Annotated in this window: 27 protein-coding genes; 5 read left to right on the top strand and 22 right to left on the bottom strand. The window is 39.9% G+C overall.

Annotated features, from left to right (window positions below; genetic code table 11):
* Window positions 1–199 precede the first annotated feature (199 nt).
* Window positions 200–1198 carry a hypothetical protein gene (locus ACT4_RS02515; protein WP_034604494.1) on the top strand — a complete coding sequence of 333 codons (999 nt, stop codon included), beginning with the start codon at window positions 200–202 and terminating at the stop codon, window positions 1196–1198.
* A 22-nt stretch (window positions 1199–1220) separates the two neighbouring features.
* Here ACT4_RS02515 and ACT4_RS02510 read toward each other — a convergent pair whose 3' ends face one another.
* The 4 genes from ACT4_RS02510 to rpmI all read right to left on the bottom strand — a co-directional run bounded on the left by ACT4_RS02510 (window position 1221) and on the right by rpmI (window position 3001).
* Entirely contained in the window at window positions 1221–1724 is a 504-nt protein-coding gene (locus tag ACT4_RS02510; RefSeq protein WP_007479549.1) for a GNAT family N-acetyltransferase, read from the bottom strand.
* A gap of 66 nt (window positions 1725–1790) precedes the next feature.
* Window positions 1791–2345, bottom strand: a complete 555-nt coding sequence (locus ACT4_RS02505; RefSeq protein ID WP_007479547.1) for an NADAR family protein — start codon at window positions 2343–2345, stop codon at window positions 1791–1793.
* Between the two features lie 90 nt (window positions 2346–2435).
* A complete protein-coding gene (gene rplT, locus ACT4_RS02500) occupies window positions 2436–2795 on the bottom strand; it encodes a 50S ribosomal protein L20 (RefSeq protein WP_004867327.1) in 360 nt (119 codons plus the stop codon).
* 11 nt (window positions 2796–2806) lie between these two features.
* Window positions 2807–3001 carry a 50S ribosomal protein L35 gene (rpmI, locus tag ACT4_RS02495; RefSeq protein WP_004637967.1) on the bottom strand — a complete coding sequence of 65 codons (195 nt, stop codon included), beginning with the start codon at window positions 2999–3001 and terminating at the stop codon, window positions 2807–2809.
* A gap of 236 nt (window positions 3002–3237) precedes the next feature.
* Here rpmI and ACT4_RS02490 point away from each other — a divergent pair, with 236 nt between their 5' ends.
* A complete protein-coding gene (locus ACT4_RS02490) occupies window positions 3238–4491 on the top strand; it encodes an MFS transporter (protein WP_007479533.1) in 1254 nt (417 codons plus the stop codon).
* Between the two features lie 39 nt (window positions 4492–4530).
* On the opposite strand, the gene ACT4_RS02485 is transcribed toward ACT4_RS02490, so the two are convergent.
* From ACT4_RS02485 to thrS, 5 genes are all read right to left on the bottom strand, one after another.
* Complete coding sequence (locus ACT4_RS02485) at window positions 4531–4956, bottom strand: YqaA family protein (RefSeq protein WP_007479531.1); 426 nt, start codon at window positions 4954–4956, stop codon at window positions 4531–4533.
* 26 nt (window positions 4957–4982) lie between these two features.
* Window positions 4983–5600 carry a glutathione S-transferase N-terminal domain-containing protein gene (locus ACT4_RS02480; RefSeq protein WP_004881785.1) on the bottom strand — a complete coding sequence of 206 codons (618 nt, stop codon included), beginning with the start codon at window positions 5598–5600 and terminating at the stop codon, window positions 4983–4985.
* A 124-nt stretch (window positions 5601–5724) separates the two neighbouring features.
* Entirely contained in the window at window positions 5725–6045 is a 321-nt protein-coding gene (locus tag ACT4_RS02475) for a hypothetical protein (protein WP_007479529.1), read from the bottom strand.
* A 123-nt stretch (window positions 6046–6168) separates the two neighbouring features.
* Complete coding sequence (gene infC / locus ACT4_RS16860; protein WP_081399763.1) at window positions 6169–6729, bottom strand: translation initiation factor IF-3; 561 nt, start codon at window positions 6727–6729, stop codon at window positions 6169–6171.
* 5 nt (window positions 6730–6734) lie between these two features.
* Complete coding sequence (gene thrS, locus ACT4_RS02465) at window positions 6735–8657, bottom strand: threonine--tRNA ligase (protein ID WP_007479525.1); 1923 nt, start codon at window positions 8655–8657, stop codon at window positions 6735–6737.
* A gap of 250 nt (window positions 8658–8907) precedes the next feature.
* On the opposite strand from thrS, the gene ACT4_RS02460 reads away from it, so the two are divergent.
* Complete coding sequence (locus ACT4_RS02460) at window positions 8908–10551, top strand: acyl-CoA synthetase (RefSeq protein ID WP_007479524.1); 1644 nt, start codon at window positions 8908–8910, stop codon at window positions 10549–10551.
* A 39-nt stretch (window positions 10552–10590) separates the two neighbouring features.
* On the opposite strand, the gene yjgA is transcribed toward ACT4_RS02460, so the two are convergent.
* From yjgA to mazG, 9 genes are all read right to left on the bottom strand, one after another.
* On the bottom strand, window positions 10591–11127 hold the full coding sequence (gene yjgA / locus ACT4_RS02455; protein ID WP_004881780.1) for a ribosome biogenesis factor YjgA: 537 nt from the start codon (window positions 11125–11127) through the stop codon (window positions 10591–10593).
* A gap of 3 nt (window positions 11128–11130) precedes the next feature.
* Complete coding sequence (locus tag ACT4_RS02450; RefSeq protein ID WP_007479523.1) at window positions 11131–11400, bottom strand: HPr family phosphocarrier protein; 270 nt, start codon at window positions 11398–11400, stop codon at window positions 11131–11133.
* A complete protein-coding gene (gene rapZ / locus ACT4_RS02445; protein ID WP_007479521.1) occupies window positions 11397–12248 on the bottom strand; it encodes an RNase adapter RapZ in 852 nt (283 codons plus the stop codon). The genes ACT4_RS02450 and rapZ overlap by 4 nt, the downstream gene beginning before the upstream one ends.
* Before the next feature lie 20 nt (window positions 12249–12268).
* Window positions 12269–13114, bottom strand: coding sequence for a pantoate--beta-alanine ligase (gene panC, locus ACT4_RS02440; protein WP_007479520.1), 846 nt, complete (start codon window positions 13112–13114; stop codon window positions 12269–12271).
* Between the two features lie 3 nt (window positions 13115–13117).
* The gene (panB, locus tag ACT4_RS02435; protein WP_007479518.1) at window positions 13118–13927 is read right to left on the bottom strand and encodes a 3-methyl-2-oxobutanoate hydroxymethyltransferase; all 810 of its coding nucleotides are present in this window, start codon (window positions 13925–13927) and stop codon (window positions 13118–13120) included.
* A 39-nt stretch (window positions 13928–13966) separates the two neighbouring features.
* Window positions 13967–14455: a 2-amino-4-hydroxy-6-hydroxymethyldihydropteridine diphosphokinase gene (gene folK / locus ACT4_RS02430; protein WP_007479516.1), complete on the bottom strand. Its 489-nt coding sequence runs from the start codon at window positions 14453–14455 to the stop codon at window positions 13967–13969.
* Complete coding sequence (pcnB, locus tag ACT4_RS02425) at window positions 14452–15906, bottom strand: polynucleotide adenylyltransferase PcnB (protein WP_007479514.1); 1455 nt, start codon at window positions 15904–15906, stop codon at window positions 14452–14454. The genes folK and pcnB overlap by 4 nt, the downstream gene beginning before the upstream one ends.
* 139 nt (window positions 15907–16045) lie before the next feature.
* Window positions 16046–16474 carry a ComEA family DNA-binding protein gene (locus tag ACT4_RS02420; RefSeq protein ID WP_004881764.1) on the bottom strand — a complete coding sequence of 143 codons (429 nt, stop codon included), beginning with the start codon at window positions 16472–16474 and terminating at the stop codon, window positions 16046–16048.
* On the bottom strand, window positions 16443–17249 hold the full coding sequence (gene mazG, locus ACT4_RS02415; protein WP_004881762.1) for a nucleoside triphosphate pyrophosphohydrolase: 807 nt from the start codon (window positions 17247–17249) through the stop codon (window positions 16443–16445). The genes ACT4_RS02420 and mazG overlap by 32 nt, the downstream gene beginning before the upstream one ends.
* Window positions 17250–17346: 97 nt before the next feature.
* Between mazG and ACT4_RS02410 the strand changes: the two genes are divergently transcribed.
* Window positions 17347–18123 (top strand): SDR family oxidoreductase, encoded by a 777-nt coding sequence (locus ACT4_RS02410; RefSeq protein WP_004881760.1) that lies wholly within the window; start codon window positions 17347–17349, stop codon window positions 18121–18123.
* 33 nt (window positions 18124–18156) lie between these two features.
* Here ACT4_RS02410 and ACT4_RS02405 read toward each other — a convergent pair whose 3' ends face one another.
* The 4 genes from ACT4_RS02405 to cysM form a co-directional block, all read right to left on the bottom strand.
* Window positions 18157–20463, bottom strand: coding sequence for a bifunctional (p)ppGpp synthetase/guanosine-3',5'-bis(diphosphate) 3'-pyrophosphohydrolase (locus tag ACT4_RS02405; protein WP_004881758.1), 2307 nt, complete (start codon window positions 20461–20463; stop codon window positions 18157–18159).
* Window positions 20464–20494: 31 nt separating this feature from the next.
* On the bottom strand, window positions 20495–21904 hold the full coding sequence (gene rlmD, locus ACT4_RS02400) for a 23S rRNA (uracil(1939)-C(5))-methyltransferase RlmD (RefSeq protein ID WP_007479506.1): 1410 nt from the start codon (window positions 21902–21904) through the stop codon (window positions 20495–20497).
* A gap of 9 nt (window positions 21905–21913) precedes the next feature.
* Window positions 21914–22735, bottom strand: a complete 822-nt coding sequence (locus ACT4_RS02395; RefSeq protein WP_007479504.1) for a 3'-5' exonuclease — start codon at window positions 22733–22735, stop codon at window positions 21914–21916.
* 125 nt (window positions 22736–22860) lie between these two features.
* Complete coding sequence (gene cysM, locus ACT4_RS02390; RefSeq protein WP_004881753.1) at window positions 22861–23784, bottom strand: cysteine synthase CysM; 924 nt, start codon at window positions 23782–23784, stop codon at window positions 22861–22863.
* Window positions 23785–23932: 148 nt separating this feature from the next.
* Between cysM and ACT4_RS02385 the strand changes: the two genes are divergently transcribed.
* Entirely contained in the window at window positions 23933–26743 is a 2811-nt protein-coding gene (locus ACT4_RS02385; protein WP_007479502.1) for an ATP-binding protein, read from the top strand.
* The last annotated feature ends 55 nt before the right edge of the window (window positions 26744–26798 follow it).

Raw genomic sequence — 26798 nt, 5'->3', positions numbered from 1 at the left:
ATAATAAAACGCTATAGTTTATCAGCTTTTTACCTGTTTTATGAAGCTAAACCGTGGTTAAAATTGGAGCTTTAATAAGTTTTACTTTATGGATGAAACAATAATAATATGAAATAGATACAGTTATTTGTCGTTAATGCTAGCCAATAATTTAATAAAATGTATAAGATAACGATATCGTCAATGAGAAATGACCAAGATGGCACTTGATCAAATTTGGAAGCAACAGCTCACACTTGTCACATATGGTAATGAGTTTCTATCTGGAGACCTCAATTTCAGCCGTTGGATTGAGCATCCAATCTTCGAGCAACACAGTTTCAACTTCCGTGACTTGATATCGCAACATTTACTGGCACAACATTTCCAAATTTGGCTTGAAGGCCTAAAAAAACAAGGTGTGAAGAAGTTAAGTCTACATTTATCAAACTTGCTAAATGATGAACAAAACCCAAATGCCAATGTTGAACTACTCCCTTTTGCTCACTTTATCGTAAGCCACCAAGCCAATAAAAAGACAGCTTGGATATGTGGGCATGAACTCGCAGAATGGTATAACAGTGACAATGATTTTGAAGTACCAACTTCTCAAAGAAACCCTTTAAGACAAGAGATTTTTTGGGGCTATACCCTAAATGATAAACTTGCAAAAAAAGTTGATATTGATCTACAAAAGCTAAATTGGAATGATGTAACAAGGTACTTGGAGCAAGAACTCTTTGACAGCAAATACGCTCAATACTTCTCAGAACCAACACAACAAGACTTCCCATTTTATGGTTATGAAGTTGACCATAGCAGTATTTCAAGTCATCAACTTGCAATTATTCCAACAGATTATCCAGCTGATTGCGCCCATCGTTTGTTACATCGTTGCGAAGCATTGACCGAGTATTTAGAACAACAAAGACAGCATCCTTATAATGAAGCTGGTGAACTGATTAGCCCTGAAGAGCAAATTAATTTACGTAATTTTTCCCAAAAGACGGATGATTTATTTTCTAAACTGATTGTAAAAATAGCGAACCATTATCAAACTGCCGAGCTGACCGCTGAGCCAGAGATCATTGATAGAACGATGGAAACATCACAACATTTCAATCAGGCGCAACATCATAAAGTCAGCACGTCTAGTGTGATTAAACTCATTGTTATCACAGTTATTATCTGTATCGCTGCTTATTATTTTGGACTATAAAATCCATCATTTTTATACAGTATTAGAGTTCCCACTGATAAAGTAACTCTGTTATGCCCTCGCCGAACTCTGGCAGTTCGGCTTCACCTATTAACTTAGCACCCATTTTTTCATAGAAGAAGCGACTTGGATTTTTATTAAACACTTCTAGTCGAATGAAGGCATAACTTTGACTGAGCGCGTAGTTATAAAACTGTTTAAACAGTTGACGGCCAATACCTTGATTTTGAGTTCTTGCAAACAAATAGAAAGCTCGAATTTCAGCAACATCATTATTAGGGTTTAAATAACCATCCAAAAAGCCAAGTACTTGATCATTTTCCACATAAACCAACAATTGATGCTCGACACTTATATAAATTTCTCGCCATAACAAGAGTTTTTCTTGAACATCAAGTTGATCCAATATCTCCTGTTTAATGATATTTGTATATGTCTCCTTCCAGCATGCAACATGCACTTCGGCAATTTGAGGCAAATCATTTAAAGTTGCTAAGCGTATTTCACCATTATTCAACTGCTGCAATACGATCTCCTCGATATCATTACTTTTGAACCGATTGGGTCAGTCCACAATACTCTTTTGAAGCTTCTAATCTATGAGCTGTTCTCGAACACGCATTAAAGCGAAACCTAATAGATTTAAACCTAACCATTGGCTCGGATCCTGAATATGTTCATGTTCCTGAGCCATTCCTACACCCCAAATCGTATCAACTGGCGATGCTTCAACTAAAACGCGATCCTGTGTATTTACCAAAAAATCCCTTAGCGCTGAATTTTGAGAAAATTTAGCAAGGTTTGCTTGTACAACAATATTAAAACGCTTTTCTTTCCAGATCTGATCATCATAATGCTGCACTTTTCGTCCCAGTTGTTTAGCCTCATTTGGATGTTTAACTTGCAAAATTTGTGCAAAAACCAATTTATCATTAAATAATTTTGCTTTTTGCGCCATCATATAATGCTCAGCCGTGAGATATTCAATGCCATCCAATTTAAATGTTGATGGATACCACTGACTTAAACAACTTTTATCAACAAGATCAGCTTGTTTAGGTGTATGTCCCCAAAAATATAAATATTTAAACTTTTGTCCTTGTTGGATGTAATGAATTAAATCATTTAAGAAACGGTCATCTTTCATTGTTGATCTCAAATTATTATCTATTATTAAAAATTAAATACTTTAAAATAAAAAGACCGCTAAAAGCGGCCTTCTTTTGAATCTCTAAGCTTATGCAGCTAATGCGCCTTTAGCTTTTTCAGCTAAAGCGGCAAATGCTACTGCATCATGCATAGCGATGTCAGCTAATACGCGACGGTCGATGATCACTTGAGCTTTTTTCAAGCCATCGATCATACGGCTGTATGACAAACCGTTTTGACGAGCACCAGCATTGATACGCGCAATCCATAAAGCACGGAATTGACGTTTCTTTTGACGGCGGTCACGGTAAGCATATTGACCAGCTTTGATTACTGCTTGGAACGCTACGCGGTAAACGCGTGAACGAGCACCATAGTAACCTTTAGCGCGAGCAAGAATTTTTTTGTGACGGCGATGAGCCTGTACACCACGTTTTACACGAGCCATTTATAATCTCCTTAGATGTATGGGCACATAGCACGAACTGATGCAACGTCACTTACGTGAACCATTACACAACCGCGCAATTGACGGATACGCTTAGCAGATTTTTTGGTCAAAATGTGGCGCTTGAATGCTTGTTTGCGCTTGAAACCGTTTGCAGTCGCTTTAAAGCGTTTAGCTGCACCACGGCGAGTTTTTAACTTAGCCATAGTAACCTCTTTTGAGCACCTGTTCGGCACGTTTGCACTATTACAAATCGACCTGCAGGTAAGGAAGGCAGTATCATATAGCATCTATGAATAAAACAAAAGTAAAATGCTCATTTTTTGACAACAAAGCATTTATTTTTGCCAAACGTTATTTCCCATAATTAATTCTCAAAATATGAGAAAACTATAGAAAATTACTCCCTATAATATGTGAAAAATATTGAATCCTCACAAATATGTCTATACAGAATGATGCATTCGCAGCATTACGTTATCGCGATTTTTCGATTGTTACCCTCAATCAATTTTGCCTCACACTGGCTATTTTGATTCAAGAAATTATCGTTGCATACTCTCTCTATCAGATTACGCGAGACCCGTTAACGCTCGGTTTTATTGGTCTGGCTGAAGCTATTCCTTTTATCGCACTTTCATTATGGGGCGGTTATTTCGCAGATAAGCTAAATAAACAAACAATTATGAAAATCTGTTTGTTCTTTGCGATTCCACTCCCCTTGATTCTCTGGAGCTTATTCCATTTACATGGTTTAGAGAAAATAGGCATAACCACGCTATCTTGGGGAATTTACGCTGTTATTTTTGCACTCGGAACAATTCGGGGTTTCTACAACCCTTCAGCAACGTCTTTAAAACCATTTTTAATTCCCCGTGAACTCTATGCCAATGGTGCAACATGGACCACGATTGGTTGGCAGAGTGGTGTGATCATCGGCCCCATGCTCGGTGGTTTCATGTTGGCATTCATGGGAAGAGAAACAAGCTTATTTGCTGTTACTGCGTTACTCGCAACTTGCTTTGTCTTAATTACGAGATTACAAAAACGCAGTTTTCCAAAAATGGAAACTGAAAATGTCTTACAAAGTCTGACTGATGGATTCCGTTTTATTTGGAAAACTAAAATTGTTTTATGGGCCATTTCTTTAGATCTGATTTCAGTTCTATTTGGTGGTGTGATTGCACTACTGCCTATTTTCGCCGAAGAAATTTTAAAAGTTGGCCCTGAGGGTTTGGGCTATCTCAGAGCTGCACCATCAATTGGTGCACTGATTACCATGATCGTGCTTACCAAATTTCCACTGATGCATCACGCATGGCGTAATATGCTTTTAGCCGTTGCTGGTTTTGGTATTTTTACGATCTTATTTGCATTCTCAAACAACATGTGGCTATCACTTTTTGCACTTGCTATGACTGGTGCGTGTGATAGTGTTTCTGTTGTTGTTCGTCAAACTGTTTTACAGATTTTCCCTCCTGAAAATATGCGAGGTCGTGTTGCTGCGGTCAATGGCATGTTTGTTTCATCAAGCAATGAACTCGGTGCTTTTGAGTCTGGTTTAGCTGCTAAATATATGGGAACCATTACTGCAACCATTTTTGGTGGTTGCATGACACTGGCAATTGTAACCTATTGTTGGTTTAAAACCAGTGATCTGTTTAAAGTGGATATCACCAAAGGGTCTGATCATTAATCAAACAACAAAGGGACGGTTTAAAACCTTCCTTTTAATCTAAAAAACACCTAAATACAGCGCATATAAAGTTAAATATCGCCCACCTTTGGCAATCGTGACGATCAATAAGAATCGCCAAAAATTTTCTTTCATTAAGCCTGCGATTAAGGTAATCGGATCTCCTATTACTGGTGTCCAACTTAATAGCAATGAATAAAAACCATATTTATGATAAATCTGCTGTGCTTGTAATAATCGCTGTTCGGAAACAGGAAACCATTTTTTATCTTTAAAATGTTCTATTTTCAGACCTAGCCACCAGTTCACACATGAACCAAGCACATTACCTAAAGTAGCGACCATAAGCAGATAAATAGGATTTGCCAAACCTTTTACAAGCAGAGTCATCAAAACTGCTTCTGACTGTAATGGTAATAAAGTTGCAGCCCCAAAAGCCGATATAAATAACAACCAATAACTCATGAGGCGTACATAAACATAATAGAAAATTAGACTTGAATCGACAAAGCTTTTTGAATTGCAGGACGTGCTGTTAAACGCTCAATATAATCTTGGACGTAAGGATAATCTTCAAGCTGAATCCCCTGCCATTCGTAACGCAGTGCCCAAGGTAGAATTGCCATATCTGCAATTGAATATTCACCAGCAACAAACTTTTGACCAATTAACTGTTTATTTAACACAGCATACAAGCGCTTAGTCTCATTCACATAGCGCTCTATTGCATAAGGAATATGTTCTTTAGCAAACTTATTAAAGTGATGATTCTGCCCTAGCATTGGGCCAAAGCCCCCCATCTGCCACATTAGCCACTGTTCAACTTCAACACGCTCTTGTTCATCAGTTGGATAAAATAAACCAGTTTTTCGACCTAAATATTGTAGGATCGCACCCGATTCAAAGACTGAGATCGGCTCTCCACGAGGCCCATTTTGATCCACAATCGCTGGAATTTTATTGTTTGGAGAGATTTTTAGAAAATCAGGTTGGAACTGATCATTTTCTAAAATATTGATGGGGAAAATTTTGTATTCGAGTCCCATTTCTTCTAAAGCAATTGTTATTTTATGCCCATTGGGAGTGCCCCAATAATATAAGTCAATCATTTATGTTGCCCTATTCATCTTTATTTTGACTGTTGTTGCGTTATAGCACACTTCACTAATCACGATCAGTAAACAAGCACGAAAAGAAACAATAAAAATGTTCTTAAATAGCATGTTATGCAAATTACGCTTGGCTTTCCAAAAATGCTTTTGCTTTTTCTCCAACAAACCTACGCCCGAGATTATCGCCTTGAATCCATTCATCAACAGAAAACAATTCAAACATCCCAACTTTGAATAGCGTTGGGATTGCGAGTATGAGTTCATCCTCAACTTCACCACGAGCACCAGTGTTATACAAATTGATATTGTGCAACATTGTTGCGACTGTACCCGTTTGCACACGACTACCATCTTTAAGTTTTACTTGAGGTAAAATCTCACCATCTTGAACAACTTTTTGATTAATTTCGGAGAGTTCAGTTGACCCTGTTATTACTGTCATTTATTTCTCCTTTCTAAAATAGTGTAATTATCAACTAATATTATCATATTCAGATTTGCTTTATTTTCATTACTCACAAGACTTGCGAACATAAAAAAGCACCGCAATAGCGGTGCTTTTTTATTAAGAAAAATTATTTTTCTTTTTCGGACCAAGTAACATGCCCATTTGACGACCTTCCATCTTTGGTGCTTGTTCAACAACACCAAACTCAGCAACGTCAGCTTCAATTTTCTGTAATTGAGCCAAACCAAGCTGCTGATGCGCCATTTCACGACCACGGAAACGCAAGGTAATTTTCACCTTATTTCCTTCTTCAAGGAAACGTAAAATTGCACGCAATTTTACTTGGTAATCACCTACATCCGTTGCAGGACGTAACTTGATTTCTTTCACTTGCACTTGATGCTGTTTTTTCTTCGCATCTTTTTGCTTCTGTTTCAAGTCAAATAAGTGCTTGTTGTAGTCCATGATTTTACAAACAGGCGGTTCTGCATTAGCAACAATCTCAACAAGGTCAAGATTTGCCTCTTCAGCAGCACGTAATGCTTCATTTAATGAAACGACACCTTTTTGTTCTCCATCTGCAGCAACGAGGCGTACTTCTTTTGCACGGATCTCGTCGTTAATTGCAGGACGGTTACTTTTAGCACCTTGTTGTTGGTTACGGTCAGGCTGTTTAATCTTTATTACTCCACAATGTACCGGCCGCGTTCGGCAACGGCAGATTTCACTAGGTCAATAAATGCATCTACTGACATAGTACCTAAATTTTTTCCTGAGCGAGTACGCACATTGACTGTACCTTCTTCAACTTCTCGGTCACCAAGAACTAGAAGGTATGGAATACGCTCTAGAGTACGCTCACGAATCTTAAATCCGATTTTTTCATTTCTCAAGTCAGAAATAGCACGTAGACCATTTTCTTTGAGTTTTGCGACCACTTGCTCGCTTGCTTCAGCTTGTGAATCAGTAATGTTCATTACACAAGTTTGGATTGGTGCAAGCCAAGGTGGCATGAAGCCCGCATAGTGTTCAATTAGTATACCAATAAAACGCTCAAAACTGCCAAGAATTGCACGATGCAACATGACTGGTTGATCACGATCATTGTCTTCAGTGACATAAGAAGCATCTAAACGGATTGGCAAGTTGAAGTCACATTGGATCGTACCGCACTGCCATACACGGCCTAAGCAGTCTTTCAATGAGAATTCAATCTTCGGTCCATAGAATGCACCTTCACCTGGTTGTAAGTCCCAAGCTAAGCCAGCATCGTCTAACGCATCTGCTAAAGATTTTTCAGCCAAGTCCCAAAGTGCATCGTCACCTACACGTTTTTCTGGACGTGTAGAAAGTTTCATTTGCACTTCTTCAAAACCAAAATCTTTATAAACATCTAAAGTCAGTTTAATGAAGTCAGCAACTTCTTTACCAATTTGTTCTTTAGTACAGAAAATGTGTGCATCATCTTGTGTAAAGCCACGAACACGCATAATACCGTGTAAAGAACCTGATGGTTCGTTACGGTGACATGAACCAAACTCCGCTAAGCGAATTGGTAAATCACGGTATGATTTCAAACCTTGGTTAAAGACTTGCACGTGACAAGGACAGTTCATTGGCTTCACTGCATAGTTACGACTTTCTGAATGTGTCGTAAACATATTCTCAGCATAGTTTGCCGCATGTCCTGATTTTTCCCACAAAGTAAAATCAACAATTTGTGGTGTCTTAATTTCTTGATAACCATTGTCTTGTTGAACTTTACGCATGTATTGTTCAAGCACTTGGTAAATCGTCCAACCATTCGCATGCCAGAACACCATACCCGGCGCTTCCTCTTGCATATGGAATAAGTCTAATGCTTTACCAATTTTACGATGGTCACGCTTTTCAGCTTCTTCGATACGTTTAATATAAGCAGCTAACTGCTTTTTGTCCGCCCAAGCCGTACCATAAATACGCTGTAGCTGTTCATTCTTCGCATCACCACGCCAGTAAGCACCAGAGATTTTTGTGAGCTTGAATGATTTTAAGAATTTAGTATTGGGTACATGCGGACCACGGCACATATCTAAATAATCTTGATGGTAGTACAAGCCCATTTGAGTTTCATTTGGCATGTCTGCAATCAAGCGTAATTTGTATTCTTCTCCGCGCGCAGTAAATTCAGCAACCACTTCATCGCGAGGTGTCATCTTTTTAATGACGTCATAATCTTGATCGATGAGCTTTTTCATACGCTCTTCAATCGCCGCCATATCATCCAAAGTAAATGGACGAGGCATCCAGATGTCGTAATAGAAACCTTCTTCGATCACAGGACCGATCACCATTTTCGCTTCTGGGAACAATTGCTTAACTGCATGTCCTACCAAGTGCGCACAAGAGTGACGAATGATTTCTAAACCTTCTTCATCTTTAGGGGTAATAATCTGAACTGTTGCGTCTTCTGTGATTAAATCACAAGCATCCACCAAGCGATCATTGATACGACCTGCAACGGTATTCTTTGCAAGACCCGGACCAATGCTTTGAGCAAGTTCCATCACGGAAATCGGTTGATCAAACTGTTTTTGATCACCATTTGGTAAAGTAATGATTGGCATAATAAAATCCTTAAGGAGTGATGCCCCGCACAATGGAGCATATCACCGCGAGATTATGTATTGAGGAGAACCTCAAAAGATAAAAAACGGCGGATAAAAAAGTATCCAAGATTTTACACAGGTTTAGCTGAGGATGAAACCTCTGAATCAGAAAAACCCATATACAAGACTAAAGCCTAAATGATTTAGACTAAACGACACACTATGTTTATATAGATATAAAAGACAAGAACACAAATGGAGTTAACACATGGTTAGTGCATATGATGAGTTACCGCGGACACCCGCGAATTTTGTTGCCTTATCCCCATTACGTTATTTAGAACGTGCCGCTTATATTTACCCTAATCAAGCAGCGATCATTCATGGTCAACGACATATTACATGGCAACAAACCTATCAGCGCTGCAGTCAATTTGCACATCAACTCTCTAATCTTGGTATTAAAAAGAACGATACGGTTTCCGTATTACTTCCGAATGTGCCTGCAATGATTGAAGCACACTTTGCTGTGCCGATGAGTGGTGCTGTTTTAAATACACTCAATACTCGCCTAGATGCGAAAACGATTGCCTTCATGCTGGAACATGCAGAAACCAAAGTCCTGCTAGTCGATCCTGAGTTCAGAGCAATCGCAGAAGAAGCACTGACACTTGTCACGCGACAAATTATTGTGATTGATGTATTTGATCAAGAGTATGAAGGCGAACAGATTGCTCTTGGACAATATGAGTATGAATCATGGTTAGCAGAAGGCAACCCAGAGTTTGATTGGTTATTACCTCAAGATGAATGGGATGCGATTAGTCTCAACTATACCTCAGGTACTACGGGCAACCCTAAAGGCGTGGTTTATCATCATCGTGGCGCTTATCTAAATGCAGCAAGTAATATTTTGGCCTGTGGCATGAAACCTCGTGCAGTTTACCTTTGGACATTACCATTATTTCATTGCAATGGTTGGTGCTTTGCATGGTCAATTGCAGCCAGTGGTGGAACCAACATTTGTTTGCGTCGTGTAGATCCAGCACTCATTTTCAAATATATCGCTGAACATAAAGTCGATTATTTCTGTGGTGCGCCGATTGTTTTATCGATGCTAATCAATGCCCCGCAAGAACAAAAAATTGCTTTTGAACATCATGTTGAAGTCATGGTCGCTGGGGCTGCCCCACCCGTAGCAATCATTGAAGGTATGCGAAATATTGGAATTAACGTCAATCATGTTTATGGGCTAACTGAAACCTATGGCCCTTCTGCACTTTGCGCATCACAAGCTGGATGGAGTGATTTATCTATTCAAGAACAAGCGCAACTACATTCTCGCCAAGGTGTCCCTTATCCATTGCAAGACAGTATGCGCGTTCTCGATCCTGAGACTATGCAGCCAGTTCCAAATGATGGTGAAACCATGGGTGAAATTATGTTCCGTGGCAACATCGTGATGAAAGGTTATTTAAAAAACCCTCAAGCAACAGAAGATGCTTTTAAAGGTGGTTGGTTCCACACAGGTGATTTAGCCGTTTGCCACCCTGATGGTTATGCCAAAATCACAGATCGCTCTAAAGATATTATTATCTCAGGCGGCGAAAACATTTCATCATTAGAAGTTGAAGATGTACTGTATCGCCATCCAGCAGTTCTTACAGCAGCAGTTGTTGCAAAACCTGATGAACGCTGGCAAGAAGTGCCATGTGCATTTATTGAGTTAAAACAAGGTGCTTCTGCATCATCTGAGGAAATTATTGCACACTGCCAAAAAGAGCTTGCACGATTTAAAGTCCCAAAAGATATTGTGATTACAGAGATTCCAAAAACATCGACAGGAAAATTGCAAAAATTTATTTTAAGAGAATGGGCAAAACAAAGAGCGACAGGCGAGTTTGGTCATTGATAGACAAAAAAAGAAGTTTCCTCGGAAACTTCTTTTTATTTAACCTTGATCAGAAAGTAATGCCACTTGCTGTACATAGTTCACAAATTTGAGCTTCGAAGCTGCAAGCTCTTCCTCACTCACTTCTTTTTTCATATCTCGATGAATACGCAATACATGCTGGCGTAAAGTATGGCGTTCAGAAGCATTAAATACTTTACTAAACTCATTAATTACAGGATCCCCTTGTTCGATCATGCGATCAACCCAACGCATCAATTGCATTTGCTTTTTTGCGCCTTGTTGTGGCGTTAGATAAGATAAAATCGTGCTTTCATCTTCATTACGCAATAGCTTGCCAACACGTTGAAACTGACGACGACGTGCTTCAAATGAACTGATTCTCTGCACTTCTAATAGTGCATCAATTAAACGCTCATCGACAGGAAGCTTTTGAATTTGCTTTGGATTAAGTTGAGCCAATTGCTCACCCAAAGCTGCCATGCGCTGTACTGCTTTTTTTTGCTCAGTTCTGCTCGCACGTCCTTCTAACGATTCAAAATCTTCATCGGTATAACGTTGTGTGCCACGTGCCACTATTTACTCTGCCTCATAAAATTTTGCTGCGAACAGCATTTGAATTTCTTCCAGTGCTTTATCTTCATCTGCACCGTCAATGACTAAACGAAGCGTTGTGCCCTTACCAGCACCTAACATCAACAAAGACATAATATTTTTTGCATCAACTAATTTATCGCCCTTACCAATTTGAATAGAAGAACGAAATTTGCTTGTCACCTCGATGAGTTTACCAGACGCACGAGCATGTAAGCCGAGTTTGTTAATTACATCAATTGTTGTGTCTATCATGACCAGTGCTTCATTTCTCTATGTAAGATTTGGACAGACCATTTTGCCTCAAGGGCCTGTTTGAGTCTATCCACAATATAAACCGAACGATGCTGACCACCTGTGCAACCGACAGAAATAGTCATGTAATGCCGATGCCCTTCTGCAAAAGCAGGTAACCATTTTTCCAAGAAAGCATAAATATCCTCAAACATCTCATTAGTTTGTTGACTGCTTTCTAAAAACTGGCGTACAGGCTCATCTAAACCCGAAAAGCGGCGTAATTCTAAATCCCAATGTGGATTTGGTAAATGGCGTACATCAAAAACATAGTCCGCATCTAACGGAATGCCATGCTTATAGCCGAATGATTGTAAAATGACAATCAATTTATCAGACTGCCCAAGTTTAGACAGCAAGATATGTTTTAAATCATGGACACTTTTATCTGTTGTATCAATATGCACTGTGGAGCGAAATTGTATCGGAATTAAAAGCTGTTTTTCTTCCTGTATACATTGTAATAAGCTATTGAAACGACTTGCTAATGGATGAGGTCTTCGTGATGCACTAAAACGTGCAATCAAATCCTGATCCTGAGTAGTCAAATAGATAATATCGACTGAACCATGTTTTTTTAATTGCTCAAAAACCAGATCAAACTCTTGCATATCTGCACGGGTACTTCGAATATCGACCCCAAGTGCAAGTTGCTCAAGATTATTTTCATGATCCAGCTTTGCCACAATTTCAGGCAGCAACGCCAAAGGTAAGTTATCTATACAATAATAGCCCAAATCCTCAAGTACTTGTAACGCAGAGGATTTACCAGAGCCAGATTGTCCTGTCACGATAAGAATACGCTTCATGGCGTTTTGCCCTTTGTTTTTTATGTTTTAAAGTCAACTTCTAAATTATCAATTAAACGCGTTGAACCTAATTTAGCTGCAACAAATAAAACCAAATTTCGATCAAATTGTTCTACAGGCTGCAAGTTAGGCTGACGCGCCTCCACATAATCCACAACAAAACCAGCTTGTGTCAATTGAGCAGAGATATTTGCTAACACTTCAGAAAGGGCTTTCCTCTCTTGCAATGATTGCTCTGCTTGCTTTAACAAACGGTAAATCGTTGGTGCAATTTCTCGTTGTTCAGCAGACAAATATCCATTGCGTGAACTGAGTGCTAAACCATCTTCAGCGCGTACAATTGGGACACCAATGACTTCAAGCGGAATATTTAAATCTTGTACGAACTGACGAATAACAGCAAGTTGCTGATAATCTTTCTGTCCAAAGAAGGCATAGTCAGGCTGTACAATATTAAATAATTTCGTCACCACCACAGCAACACCATCAAAATGCCCTGGACGAGACTTACCGCATAAATCATCAGTGATTTGACCCACACTGATATTGGTCAAACGTGGCTGTGAACCGTACATTTGCTCAACTGAAGGTGCAAAGATAATATCGCAACCTACATCAGCCAATAAACGGCTATCTTGCTCTAACGTTCGTGGATAGCTATCAAAGTCTTCACCAGCACCAAACTGAATTGGATTCACAAAAATACTCACCACGACGATGTCGCAGATCTTTCTCGCTGCACGCACTAAGGTTAAATGACCTTCATGCAAATTACCCATCGTTGGCACAAAACCGATCATTTTTTTGGTATTACGTGCAGGTGCAAGCGAAGCAGTTAAGCCTTGTATCGTTGTTTCTGTTTTCATGAATTAAAGCTCAACTTGGAAAGTATGTTCTTTTGCTGGGAAAGACTGATCTTGCACCGCAACGTGATACGCTTTAATTGCATCTACAATTGCCGTTTCACCCGCTTGTTCTTTCATGAAATTACGAACAAAACGTGCAACTTTACCAAAGGTAAGACCTAACATATCTTGGACAACGAGAACTTGGCCATCTGTTTCATGACCCGCACCAATTCCAATTACAGGTGTATTCGGGAATAACTCTGCAATTTCTTTACCTAATTGTGCTGGAACACATTCAAGCAAAAGTACTGCTGCACCCGCATCTACAACTGCTTGGCAATCAGCAATCAATTGATTTGCTGCTTCGCGAGTTCTCGCTTGAAGTTTATAACCACCAAATACATGTACAGATTGCGGTGTTAAACCTAAATGCACACACACAGGAATGCCATTGCGGGTAAGGACTTGAATAAGATCACTTAACCAAGCACCACCTTCAATTTTTACCATTTGTGCGCCGACTTGCATGACGGCTTTAGCACTTTTTAAGCCATCTTCAATAGTTGCATAACTCATGAAAGGTAAATCGGTCATGATTAAAGCATGAGCATTACCACGGCGAACTGCCGCAGTATGGTAAGCCATATCTTCTACCGTTACAGAAAGCGTCGAATCTCTTCCTTGGATCGCCATTCCTAGAGAGTCACCGATTAAAATCGTATCAATTTCAGCCAATTCCATAGCTTTAGCCATACTTGCATCGTAACAAGTGAGGCATGAGAACTTGCGTCCTTCGGCTTTAAACTTTCTTAAGTCACTTAGACTAATCATGATGATGTCCTCTACAGGCGTTTCCAGAACGAAACAGTCTTAAGCTGTTGCCCAAGACTGGTCTGCTATTACAGCCAAGTTTGCTTGCTGTACCAGTTCTAAATCTTTTAAAGAATGACCATTTAACTGTAAATGAGCATCTAAATCTAATAAGGGAATAATGACAAAGTCACGATCTAAAATACCAATATGCGGCACGGTAAGACGTTCATTTTGGATCTGCTCTTGACCATAAATCAATAAATCAAGATCTAAGGTTCTTTCGCCCCAACGTCGCAAACGAACACGTCCAGCGTCTTGCTCAAACTGCTGTAACTGATCTAGCAATGGTAAAGGCTCAAGCATCGTATCTAATCGCACAACTGCATTTAAGTAATGTGGTTGATCTTGTGGCCCCATTGGTGGACTTTGATACAGACTAGACACCTGAACAGAACCCAATGTTGCCAATTTCTCAACTGCTTCTCGGAGAATTTGCTCAGAATCACCCAAGTTACTACCAAGACCGATATAACTACGAACCGTCATTGTGTTGGTCCAAAAATAACTTGGCTCAAATCACGCTGTACACGTTTCCGTTTCAATATTGGATGATCAGCATTTATTTGCCCTGAATCAGCTGTTGCTTTTTCAATAAAACGGTTTGCTGATTCATCTACACGCACACGTTCCTTTTTCGCGCGACGACTTCTTGGCTCAGGTGCATTGACCAAAGGTTCGATTTCAGTCGTTTTGGGTTCATCAGCTTCGACAACTTTACGACGATTCTTACTACGCTGACGATTATATTGACGAATTGCAGCTTCTTTTTGATCCATGGTCATTTCTTGGTAGTTTTCCCACCAAATGCCCATTCCGTCAGTGCTATTATCGCCAGATTTCTCACGCAATAGAAGAAAGTCAAATCCTGCACGGAAACGTGCATGCCCAGCGAGTGCTTCAATTTGCTGAGGTTTTGGATTGAGTAAGCGAGTTTGCATTTCCCAAACTTCACGAATAAAAGTTTCAGCGAACCGCGGAATGATGGTCCGCGTTGCTTGACGCTTTAATACATCCAGTCCAGCTTGCGCACGTGCTTCAGCAGGCACAACACCTTTGTTTAGATAAAAATCACAACGCTCTAAGAAAGGCTTCCACAATAACACTGCATAAAAAAATGCAGGGTTAATGGTTTTACCGACTTGAATACGTTGATCTGTATTTCTTGCAGCTCGATCGATAAATGCTGTGATCTCAGGACGAATTTCTGCAAATAATTGCTTCCAAACACCAAACTCAATCAACATTGGTAGCACACGACTGAGATGCCCCATCGTGAATAGCTTTTGAGATTCATCATATAAACGATGAGGAGAGACATCACGCAATAACTGCGTCATTTCAATATCAAAAACATCGAGAATAGATGGATCAATATGGAAGTTGAGTTTCGCAGCAAAACGTAAAGCACGTAACATTCGCACAGGATCTTCTTCAAAACGCTGTGCTGGCTCACCTAGAAAACGTAATGTGCGTGTTTTAATATCATCAACCGCATGACAGAAATCAAGCACCACACCTTTACGAGGTTGGTAATACAAAGTATTGATTGAAAAATCTCGACGAGCAAAATCCTGCTCTATCGTTCCCCAGTTATTATCACGCAGAATCATACCAGATGCGCTAGTGACTGCTTTTTTAGGGGGAGCACGGAAAGTTGCAACTTCAATTAACTCTCGACCAGAGTAAACATGAGCTAATTCGAAACGTCGTCCAATAATACGGCAACGTCGACCAAAAACCTCTTTGACTTGAGCTGGAGTTGCATTAGTTACAGCATCAAAGTCCTTAGGATTTAAACCTAACATCATATCGCGAACACCACCGCCCACAATATATGCCTCATAGCCGGCTTTAGTCAGGCTATCAATTACATCTAGAATAGAGGATGGAAGTTGAGTTGTGGACAAACCACATTTTGACGCGCGCAAAGTTTGCAAAAGACACTGTCTCCTACGTCAGGACGTAAATAACAATTTGTCGCTAATCATAGCTCTAACGCTCACAAAGGGCAATTTATTCTGTTGAAGTTTCAACAGATCAGCGGCCATGATTAGCAACAGCATTTCATTTTTTCTCTTATAAAATGAGTCGAGCTTTATTCTTTTCAAGCAATTTCGGCCCAATTCCTTTGACATTTACCAGCTCATCAATCGTTTTAAAACCACCATTCTTTTGGCGATATTCCATAATGGCTTGTGCCTTTTTTGCCCCAACACCACTTAGACTTTGCAATTGTGCTAAGTTCGCTTGATTTAAACTAATTTTATCGCCTGAAATATTTACAGAAGATGAAAGTTGCTTATTTGTTTGCTGTTGGCTTGGTCTAGATAAATAATAATTATTGTTGGGTTGTTTTGCCAATTGCTGATCTCGTGCTTGCTGCTGTGCTTTCCACTTTTCATAGGATTGATCAAACTGTTGTGCATACACTTGAGAAAAACATCCCAACCATAAAACAATGATGAATAAAAAATTAGGTTTGCTGCGTAGCTGCGGCAAATTCATTCGATGTCCCCTGATGTTTTAATTGTACTTTTGCTTGCTCCCAAAGTTCATCCATCTCTGCCAAACTCATTTCTTGCAAGTCTTTATGTTGTCGTTGTGCTTGTTGTTCTATAAAAGCGAAACGGCTTCTAAATTTATGAATCGTTGCTAACAATGCGGTCTCACTCGACAGGCCAAGTTTACGTCCAACATTAATCAAAGAAAATAGGCAATCACCAAATTCTTCTTCGATTTCATCGGCTTTTTGTGTTTTTATCGCGTGCTGCAACTCACCCAACTCTTCATCTAACTTTCCATAAGCATCTTCTACTGTTTCAAAATCAAAACCCAGTTGCGCAGCTTTCTTTTGTATTTCCTGTGCTTGTACTAAGGCTGGCGCATGTTTGACTTCATCTAATCTAGATTGTGCTTTACCTTGCTTTTCTTGTTGCTTGATTTGCTTCCATAATTCACTGACTTGTTCGGGATTTAAATTTTGATATTGTTCTGCTTGGAAAACGTGAGGATGGCGGCGAATCAACTTTTCACTAATCGCTTCAACGACATCTTGAAAATTAAAAGCGCCCTGCTCACTATACATCTGAGATTGGAATACAACTTGCAAAAGTAAATCGCCCAATTCATTACGGATTTCGTCTAGATCACCGACTCGAATCGCAGCCTCTACCTCATAAGCTTCCTCTATCGCATAACGCGTCAAACTACTTGGTGTTTGTTGTTGATCCCATGGACATTTCTGTCTTAACTCTTGCATGATATTTAACAATTTTTCCATGATCGACTCCAAACTAAAGCAAATTGTTGCAGCTTAAAGCCGCATATGCGTAATATACACGCACTCAAGAAGTATCAATATAAAGTAAGGGAAAGTAATGCAACATAGTGTTTTTATTAGTGGGGCTGCACAAGGAATTGGTGCTGAAATCGCGCGTTTATTTCACAAAAATGGCTATAAAGTTGGAATCTATGACATTAATGAGGAACAAGCCCAAGCCTTAGCAGCAGAACTCGGTACAGATGCAAAAGCAGGTTATCTTGATGTCAGTAATTATCGCCAATGGCAGATCGCACTTCAGGAGTTTAAAAACTGGGCTGGTGAACTCAATATTTTAGTGAATAATGCAGGAATTTTATATTCAGGGCCATTTGAAAATACGACGATCCAATCTCATCACCGCACAGTAGATATTAATATCAAAGGTGTTTTAAACGGTTGTCATACAGCTTTAGCTCATCTGAAAGAAGCTAGTTTTGCACGAGTAATCAACCTCTCCTCAGCTTCTGCTATTTATGGTCAAGCAGATTTGGCTTCTTATTCCGCAAGCAAGTTTGCAGTGCGTGGTTTAACCGAAGCCCTTGATGTGGAATGGCAAAAACATCATATTCGTGTACTCGATGTTATGCCTTTATTTGTGCAAACCAATATGGTGAAAAATATGGATGCAGGGAGCATTCAAAATATTGGTGTGGATTTAACCCCTGCCGATGTGGCGAAGCAGGTGCTGCATTTGGCACAACAAAAAGATCATGCCCTGATTCCTACACATACCCCTGTAGGTATCAAAACTAAGCTGATGTATCAATTGTCGAGTATTAGCCCACAGTTCTTAAATCGACTCACCAATATTTTCTTATCGAAACGTTCATAATAAAAAAAGCTGCATTTACATGCAGCTTTTTTGTTAACTTCCCTGAACCAAGCGTCTTGCGCTAATAATTCCGGGTTGCTGTTCTAAACGAGCAAGCAAGCGAGATAATTGAGCCAAGCCTTTCACTTCGATCAACAATTTCATATTGGCAATCCCATCTGCTTCAGAAATGGTATTGACCTGACGAATATTAATTTGATCGGAGAAAATCACTTGCGTTAAGTCTTTGAGTAAACCGCGGCGATCATATGCTTCCACCACGATTTGTACACTCTGACCACGCGTTGGCTGCATTTCCCAATCCGCTTCAACAGCTCGCTCAGGTTCTTGTGTCGTCATGCGAATATAATCAGGACAAGCAACTTTATGAATGCTCACGCCACGATTCAACGTAATATAACCACCAATCGACTCACCATGTACTGGCTGACAACACTGAGCAATATGCAGTTCAACGTTATCCAAACCATCAATTAAAATGCCATGCGCAGATAACGTATGACTAGCACGAGGATTTAACGCAGGTTTTAAAACAAGTTCTGGCTCATCTTGATCCAAATGCATCTGACGATTAACTTGATTAATCAATGCATGCAGACTGATATCGCCACTGACCAACGCAACTAAAATATCATCGCCAGATTTAAAATTAAAATGTGAGCAATAATCTTTTAGATCAATACTTTTTGGGTGAATCGCTAAACGAGCAAGTTCTTTGTTTAACAGCTCACGCCCAACTTCTATATTCTTGCTGCGATCTTGTTGTCTGAACCAATGACGTAGCTTGTCACGTGCACGGGCTGTTTTGATATAACCTAAAGAATTTACCAACCAATCACGATTTGGCTCACGATCTTTCTTGGTTAAAATCTCAACCTGTTCACCCGTTTTAAGCGTATAGGTTAATGGTACATAACGTTGGTTGACACGCGCAGCGTAACACTTATTACCCACTTCTGTATGCACATGATAGGCAAAATCAAGAACTGTCGAACCGCGTGGTAATTCTTTGATGTCACCATCACGGCTGAACACATAAATCTTTTCAAAATTTTCAAAATCTTGAATCTGATCTATACCATTTGACTCTTCATCTTCAGCATGTGGCGTCGTCTCTGTGCGTTCTTGATAATGTTCAAGAACTGCACGTAAAGAATGCAAACGATGGTTAAATGAATGGTCTGTATTTTTCTCACCTTCTTTATAATTGAAGTGAGAGCAAACGCCAAGCTCAGCCTCATCGTGCATCTCAAAAGTACGGATTTGTACTTCCAAAGATTTATTTTCAGCAATTACAGCCGTATGCAATGAGCGATAGCCATTGGCTTTTGGATTGGTGACATAATCATCAAACTGGTTCGGAATATGACGCCAGATTTGGTGCACGATGCCCAAAGCATGATAACAATCAGGTACATTTTTCACGAGCACGCGAACCGCACGAATATCATAGAGCTGATCAAAGCTCAGATTCTTGCTTTTCATTTTTCGATAAATCGAATAAATGTGCTTCACTCGTCCTGTTATTTCAGATTGGATGTCATTTTCACTTAATTCATTTTTAAGCTTATCAATCACAAACTGGATATATTGCTCACGCTCTAAACGTTTTTCATTAAGTAACGATGCAATTTCTTTATAACGTTCAGGCGCTAAATAACGGAATGCAAGATCTTCAAGCTCCCACTTAAGTTGTGCAATGCCTAATCGATGCGCCAGTGGCGAGTAGATGGTCAGAATTTCACGTGCAACACGCTCTTGACGTTCTTTACTTGCTGTTGCAAGTTCACGCAGTGCATAGGTTCGTTCTGCCAATTTGATTAAAACAACGCGTACATCTTCTGTGACCGAGATCAGCATTTTATAAATGCCGCTTAAATGCTCTCGTTGATTATTATTGAAATGATCTTCTAATCGTTTGTTCTTTTCAATTAACTCAGACAGTTTACCCATCGCAAGCGTACCTTTTACAAGGCTTAAAACTTGCTCGCCAAAATGCGCTTGAATATCCTCTAAAGTAATGAACCCTTCACGTACACTACGATATAACACTGCCGCTGACAATGTGTCTTCATCGACATGTAAATGCGCCAAAATATCTGCCATACCAATCCCTGTACTAAAGGTATTGGTACGATGATTAACCGTGGACTCCAACTCTCTTTCCAAGGTGAGCTGTGCAACTTTTTCAAGCTGCTTTAGCTCCGCCCCTTCCAAGATATCACGCACTCGATCTAGCCAAGACACTAGACCACTTTGCGCTTCAGCGGCATGTTCTACAGTCGTTTCCTCGGACAACTCATGGAGCGGTCCAGGTAACTGCTCACGTACTGTGACCATACCATTCTCCTCTGGATATGTAACTCATTTTCTAATCGTTTATCTCTTCGATCTTTTCAAGCTGCTCATTTTTTTCAAATAAGGCAATAGATTCAACATGTTCAGTATGCGTAAACATGTCCATCACTGCGGCTTTTTTGAGCTGATAGCCATATTGTGCCAGTACACCTGCATCCCTTGCCAGTGTAGATGGGTTACATGAAACATAAACGATTCTTTTCGCTCCAAAATTCGGTACATATTGCATAACCTCAAAAGCACCTGATCGTGGAGGATCAATTAATAATGCATCAAATCCTTGCTTCGCCCAAGAATGATGCGAAAAGTCTTTTGTTAAATCTTGTGAAAAGAACACGGCTTGAGTGCACTGGTTTGCTTTCGCATTCTCAGTTGCTCTATGTACCATCTCATCACTCGCCTCAACACCAACGACTTGACCAGTCTCACCAACACAACGTGCTAAAGGTAAAGAAAAATTACCTAATCCACAAAATAGATCAAGAACCCTTTCACCTTCTTGTAAATTAAGCAATTCACATGCCAAATGAACCATTCTTGCATTTACTTCACTATTTACCTGAGTAAAATCGAGTGGAGAGAACGCAAATTTGACTGCAAAATCGTCCGAACTGTAGTGCAAACGCATCTCAGCCTGAGAATCATCAACGCGATGTAAACTCTCTATACCTTTCGGTTGAAAGTATAACTGCCACCCTCTGAGTAACGAAAATTGACGCAATTGGTTGACATCCGACACATTTAATTCATCTAAGTGACGAATTAATAACGCAATCTCATGATCGCCCATGGCTAATTCTATATGACCAATATGCGCTTTGCCTGTTAGACTTTCGAGTAATTTTCGCAACTCTGGCAACGCATCAGACAAAGTTTGATCAAGTACTTTACACTGTTGAATTGCAGTTAAATGATTACTGTGATGTTCACGAAAACCCATCACCAATCGATTCTGCTTCGCAATATAACGAACACCAATTCTTGCACGACGACGATAGTCTGTTTTAGTTGCGCGAATAGGCTCTAACCATTGTTCAGGTTGCAAACCTGCAAAGTGCTGCAAATGCGACTGCAAAACGTTTTGCTTTAAACGAATCTGCTCAGTTGGATCTATATGTTGCAAACTACAACCACCACAAGTCCCAAAATGCTGACAAATGGGGTCAATCCGTGAGGCTGCTGGTTCACTTTCTAATTTCACCATCTCAGCTTCTTCAAGTCGACTGGTCTGATGGGTTACTTTCGCCTGAACCATCTCACCAACTAGAGCATAGCGAATGAAAACTTTCTTACCATGCTTTTCTTTAGGATGATCAGGATGCGTACCATAATGCGCAATCCCTCGCCCCTCATGCGAAAATGCTTCAATCTGAAAGGTATAAATAGGATTTTGGACTGGTCGATGTTTCGCTTTATGTTTCAAAAGATGAACCTAAATTTGGGGCGCAAAAGTTTGAGCGGTGAATACAGTATATTGCGATGTTTGTTGCCATACCTGTAAAAAATCTGATTGTTGCGTTTGAGTTTGTAAATAATCAATCGTTGCTTGCATAAGCTGTTGATGATCTTGTTGATTCAGTTGACCTTTCAGTAATAACCAACGTAAGTAAACCAACCATGTATTAAGCACATCACCCTCACAATAGCTCGTTAATTTTAACCATTGTTCAGTTCGTACATATTCAGGCACATGATAACCCGATTCGCCACGCTTCCCTGGAAAGCCCAGAAGACAAGCAATATCATCTAATTTTTGGAAATTACGGCCATTAAACATTGCCATCACATCCATCAAGTCAACATGACGATGATGATAACGATTTTGATAGTTATTGAAGCGCTTCTGGTTATCAATTTCACCTTGGTCAAAAAGACTCGGTGCTGACAGACCGTGATACATTGCTCTGAATAGAATCACAGGCAAATCAAATTGCGAACCATTCCAACTCACGAGCGTTGGCTGCTTCTTATCAAAAATAGACAAGAACTTTGCCAGCATTTCAGCTTCAGAATTTTGCTCTTGGCTAAAAGAGAATAATCTAAATCCTTTTTCATCGAGCCATAAACCTGAGATACAAACGATCTCATGTAATGGAAGACGCTGAAAATCCATCCCAGATTCTTGGCGACGAATTTTAGTCAGCGCTTGCTCAACATCAGCTTCAGGTAAATCAAGATGATATAAATGAGCGCCAGCTTTTAAATCAGTTAGCGTTTCAATATCAAAAACTAAAATTGGAAACCGTAAGCTCATATTAAAATCTCATTAAATCACTTCTGAGTAGCATTGCTACCCAAGCTCCCTTACAAAAGGAAGCAGCTCCCTCTTCTTCTCTTTATTAACGAGATAAGGAGCGGTATAGCTCCGCAAGGGAGATTCTAATCTTGTACGGAGAATAATCCCGTTGATAGATAACGATCACCACGATCACAAATGATACAAACAATGACCGCATCAGGATTTTCTTCCGCAATACGTAATGAAGCCCAAACCGCGCCACCAGAAGAAGTACCCGCGCTAATGCCTTCTTTACGCGCCAGTTGACGCATAGTACGTTCAGCTTCAATTTGCGGAATATCTATAATACGATCGACACGACTGCGATCAAAAATCGTTGGTAAATATTCTTCAGGCCAACGGCGAATACCAGCAATACTTGAACCATCTGAAGGTTGCAAACCAACAATCTGAATCTCTGGATTTTGTTCTTTTAAGTATTTGGAAACACCCATGATTGTACCCGTAGTTCCCATTGAACTCACAAAATGGGTAATCTTTCCGCCTGTTTGTTTCCAAATTTCAGGACCTGTAGTCAGATAATGAGCTTCTACATTGTCTGGATTACCAAACTGATTGAGCACATATCCTTTGCCTTCTGCTTGCATTTGCATGGCAAGGTCACGCGCACCTTCCATACCTTGTTGCTGCGTCACTTCTATTAATTCTGCGCCATAAGCCAACATTGCGTCTTTACGCTCTTGACTCATATTATTTGGCATAATCAATTTCATTTTATAGCCACGCATCGCTGCAACCATAGCGAGCGCAATGCCTGTATTACCACTGGTTGCTTCAATCAAGGTATCGCCCGGCTGAATTTGACCACGCTTTTCGGCTTGAATAATCATGTTATACGCTGGACGATCTTTCACTGAACCAGCAGGATTATTGCCTTCTAATTTTGCTAATACCGTTGCGCTTGTATGACTTGCTAAACGCTGTAAACGCACCAGTGGGCTTTTACCAACATAATAGTCGAGTAAAAATTCGTCTGCTAGAAAATCAGTTTGCGTATTCGTCATGATCGACACCGATATTAAGGTGGCGTCTATTGTATGAAAAAAACGGAAATACTGCACCTTTTCAATATGCTTTTTATTGGCTGCTAAATGCCTCGCTGTTATTAAAGCGTGCTAAGATGTTTTGCAGAATGATAAATCTGACCGCACTATGTCCAATTTCAATAAAACTTTATCGAAACGATTACGGCTCAATCATGCTTACGGACAACTGATTGCACTTATTTTAGTGCCGATTGCTATTTTGACCAGCGTGGGGACACTTTGGGTTTTATCTGAAACAACAAATGCAGCAAAACAACAGCAACGTTCTGATGCTTCAGCAATTTTAGCGCGCTATCACCAAACGGCAATTGATTTACTCCGACTCGTGCAAGAACGCCCGGATCAATATGATCGTGCGCAAAACATTCTGCAAAAAATGTTTGATGAAAAGAATCTGCAACGTGCGGTTTTAATCGACAACAAAGGTCAAACTTATCTCAGTGTTGGTTATCAAAATAACCGCTTCTGGCCAAGCTTTCCAAACAACAGTAATTTCTTTGGGCCAATCAAACACAATCACAACAGTATCTATGGCTCAAAACTAGATATTGGCAATCCAAACTCTGTTTGGCTCATGATCGAGTTAGATAACCAGCCGCTTGAGCTGGCACGCTATAAAATTTTACTTTCTTTAGTTGTGACAGGCTTAATCACACTTCTTATTTTATTGTTTTGTTTAAATGTATTCTCACGTCGCTGGTTAGCACCGCTCTACGAAATTCGTATGCAAATGCAACGCCTTAATGCTGATACTTTAGATCAACACATTGTCGTTAACAGCACAGGTGAGTTACGGCTATTGCAAAGAGATATTGCCAATGTCGTGAAGCGTCTGCACTTTAGTTTTTTAGAATTAAAAGAACATACAGAACAAACGGAAGAAGATTTACGCCGTACTTTAGATACTTTAGAAGTCCAGAACATCACTTATCGTCAAGCACGCGACCAAGCGATTTCATCAAACCAATCAAAATCAGTATTTTTGGCCAATATCAGCCATGAACTAAGAACACCACTAAATAGTATTGATGGCTTTATTCACTTATTACTACGTCAACAAAATTTAAGTAATGAGCAAAATCTCTATCTACAAACGATTCGTAAATCTTCTGCTCACCTATTGGCATTGATCAATGATGTATTGGATTTCTCCAAAATTGATGCTGGGAAATTAGAACTCGAAACCGCACCTTTTGATCTTGAGGAAGCCATCTTTGATGTGATGGATATGCTCTCTCCTCTAGCAGCGCAGAAGCATATCAACATGGCATTCTACTATGCTGAAAATATCCCTCAGCATGTGATTGGCGATGCGTTACGTTTTAAACAAATTCTCACCAACCTTATTTCTAATGCCATCAAATTTACGCCAGATGGTGAAATCATTGTTCGTGTCCGTATGGAAGATGATGACATTGGCCAATGTTTACTACATTTCAGCGTACAGGATAGTGGTATCGGTCTAAGTGGCACAGACCGCAAACGTTTATTTGAATCTTTCTCTCAAGGTGATGCTTCCGTCACTCGTCAATTCGGTGGAACAGGACTCGGCTTAGCTATTTCTAAGCAACTTGTACACTTAATGCATGGTCAGATTGGCTTTGAAGATAACCAAGATCGTGCGCCAACGGATAAAGGTTCAACTTTCTGGTTCACAGCCCTATTTAAAGTTGAAGAAGAGCATGACTTTGTAGAGCATCCACATTTTGATCATTTGCAAGTGGTGTCTTATTTGGCTCACCCTGCAACTGCAAGCGTGCTACGCTCGTATTTAGAAAATTATCATGTTTCACATATCGAAACGCAGTCGATATTGGATTTATTTAGTCGATTAAATCATCTAAATCAACAAGAAAGCACTTGGCTGATCGTCGACCATAGTGGTGATACTGAAGCATTACTCAAAGAAATCCGCCAACGTTATAGTGGCAATTTAGCAGTTTATGGCTATCAAATGAGTCTTGAGCCAAACATGCTGAATGAATACCGCGCCCGCCCACTGTATCAACCATTAAGCCGTCGTGAATTGGTGCAGTTGTTGGGCAATCAACCCATCTTCGAACAAGAGCCAGAAGACTTTAATGGTCAAGGGTTACACATCCTTGCAGTAGATGATCATCTGCCAAACCTGATCGTACTCGAAGCGTTATTAGGTGAATTGAATGTCACGACGACCAAAGCGCTGAGCGGTCAAAAAGCGATTGATATTATTCAAGAGCGTATCGAACAAAATCTTCCGCCATTTGACTTAGTCTTTATGGATATTCAAATGCCAGTTATGTCTGGGATTGATACCACCCGTGCAATACGTTCATTAGAGTCGACTTTAGATACAGGCATGCAACTGCCAATTATTGCGCTTACAGCCCATGCGCTTGCTGATGAGAAACAAAAACTATTAAAAGTAGGCATGAATGATTATGTGACGAAACCAATCCAAATGGAGCAGATCATTCAAATTCTTACCCATTGGACTAAAAATAATTTTATCGCTCAACCCATCGCCACAGAGCAAAAACACCCAATCGAATCAATTGATCCACAAATTCTAAATTGGCAGCAAAGTGTCCAACTTGCAGCAAATAAAGAAGACCTTGCCCAAGATTTATTGCGAATGTTAGTCGACAGTTTTGAGGGTGAACTCACTGAAATGCAACAGCTGATCGAACTTGAAGACTTCCCTCAATTAGAGCATGTACTACATCGCTTATATGGTGCTACTCGTTATGTCGGAACACCGACATTGCAACGTGTTGCGGGTGAATTTGAGCAATTTGTTTCAACCTTACGTAAAGAACGCCGTAAAGCAGATGAGATATTCATTAATGAAACCAATCATCGTTTTAATGAGTTGAATTTTGCGATTGAACAAGTCAGACAGGCAGCAAATCTCGTTCTATATGCTAATGAAAATTAATGTGACTGATGTGTCATGTTTCGCGATTAGGACTCGTGCTATGCTGCCTCATCGA

Origin of the sequence: Acinetobacter sp. NBRC 100985, from assembly GCF_000241225.1 — a bacterium.
Taxonomy (GTDB): domain Bacteria; phylum Pseudomonadota; class Gammaproteobacteria; order Pseudomonadales; family Moraxellaceae; genus Acinetobacter; species Acinetobacter venetianus.
This window is presented reverse-complemented; position numbering and strand designations above follow the sequence as displayed.

What these genes read in the sequence shown, in the direction of transcription:
- ACT4_RS02515 (WP_034604494.1), top strand. Translation starts at nt 200, where the DNA reads ATGGCACTTGATCAAATTTGGAAGCAACAGCTCACACTTGTCACATAT.
- ACT4_RS02505 (WP_007479547.1), bottom strand. Translation starts at nt 2,345, where the DNA reads ATGAAAGATGACCGTTTCTTAAATGATTTAATTCATTACATCCAACAA.
- rplT (WP_004867327.1), bottom strand. Translation starts at nt 2,795, where the DNA reads ATGGCTCGTGTAAAACGTGGTGTACAGGCTCATCGCCGTCACAAAAAA.
- rpmI (WP_004637967.1), bottom strand. Translation starts at nt 3,001, where the DNA reads ATGGCTAAGTTAAAAACTCGCCGTGGTGCAGCTAAACGCTTTAAAGCG.
- ACT4_RS02490 (WP_007479533.1), top strand. Translation starts at nt 3,238, where the DNA reads ATGTCTATACAGAATGATGCATTCGCAGCATTACGTTATCGCGATTTT.
- ACT4_RS02485 (WP_007479531.1), bottom strand. Translation starts at nt 4,956, where the DNA reads ATGAGTTATTGGTTGTTATTTATATCGGCTTTTGGGGCTGCAACTTTA.
- ACT4_RS02480 (WP_004881785.1), bottom strand. Translation starts at nt 5,600, where the DNA reads ATGATTGACTTATATTATTGGGGCACTCCCAATGGGCATAAAATAACA.
- ACT4_RS02475 (WP_007479529.1), bottom strand. Translation starts at nt 6,045, where the DNA reads ATGACAGTAATAACAGGGTCAACTGAACTCTCCGAAATTAATCAAAAA.
- thrS (WP_007479525.1), bottom strand. Translation starts at nt 8,657, where the DNA reads ATGCCAATCATTACTTTACCAAATGGTGATCAAAAACAGTTTGATCAA.
- ACT4_RS02460 (WP_007479524.1), top strand. Translation starts at nt 8,908, where the DNA reads ATGGTTAGTGCATATGATGAGTTACCGCGGACACCCGCGAATTTTGTT.
- ACT4_RS02450 (WP_007479523.1), bottom strand. Translation starts at nt 11,400, where the DNA reads ATGATAGACACAACAATTGATGTAATTAACAAACTCGGCTTACATGCT.
- rapZ (WP_007479521.1), bottom strand. Translation starts at nt 12,248, where the DNA reads ATGAAGCGTATTCTTATCGTGACAGGACAATCTGGCTCTGGTAAATCC.
- panC (WP_007479520.1), bottom strand. Translation starts at nt 13,114, where the DNA reads ATGAAAACAGAAACAACGATACAAGGCTTAACTGCTTCGCTTGCACCT.
- panB (WP_007479518.1), bottom strand. Translation starts at nt 13,927, where the DNA reads ATGATTAGTCTAAGTGACTTAAGAAAGTTTAAAGCCGAAGGACGCAAG.
- folK (WP_007479516.1), bottom strand. Translation starts at nt 14,455, where the DNA reads ATGACGGTTCGTAGTTATATCGGTCTTGGTAGTAACTTGGGTGATTCT.
- ACT4_RS02420 (WP_004881764.1), bottom strand. Translation starts at nt 16,474, where the DNA reads ATGAATTTGCCGCAGCTACGCAGCAAACCTAATTTTTTATTCATCATT.
- mazG (WP_004881762.1), bottom strand. Translation starts at nt 17,249, where the DNA reads ATGGAAAAATTGTTAAATATCATGCAAGAGTTAAGACAGAAATGTCCA.
- ACT4_RS02410 (WP_004881760.1), top strand. Translation starts at nt 17,347, where the DNA reads ATGCAACATAGTGTTTTTATTAGTGGGGCTGCACAAGGAATTGGTGCT.
- ACT4_RS02405 (WP_004881758.1), bottom strand. Translation starts at nt 20,463, where the DNA reads ATGGTCACAGTACGTGAGCAGTTACCTGGACCGCTCCATGAGTTGTCC.
- ACT4_RS02395 (WP_007479504.1), bottom strand. Translation starts at nt 22,735, where the DNA reads ATGAGCTTACGGTTTCCAATTTTAGTTTTTGATATTGAAACGCTAACT.
- cysM (WP_004881753.1), bottom strand. Translation starts at nt 23,784, where the DNA reads ATGACGAATACGCAAACTGATTTTCTAGCAGACGAATTTTTACTCGAC.
- ACT4_RS02385 (WP_007479502.1), top strand. Translation starts at nt 23,933, where the DNA reads ATGTCCAATTTCAATAAAACTTTATCGAAACGATTACGGCTCAATCAT.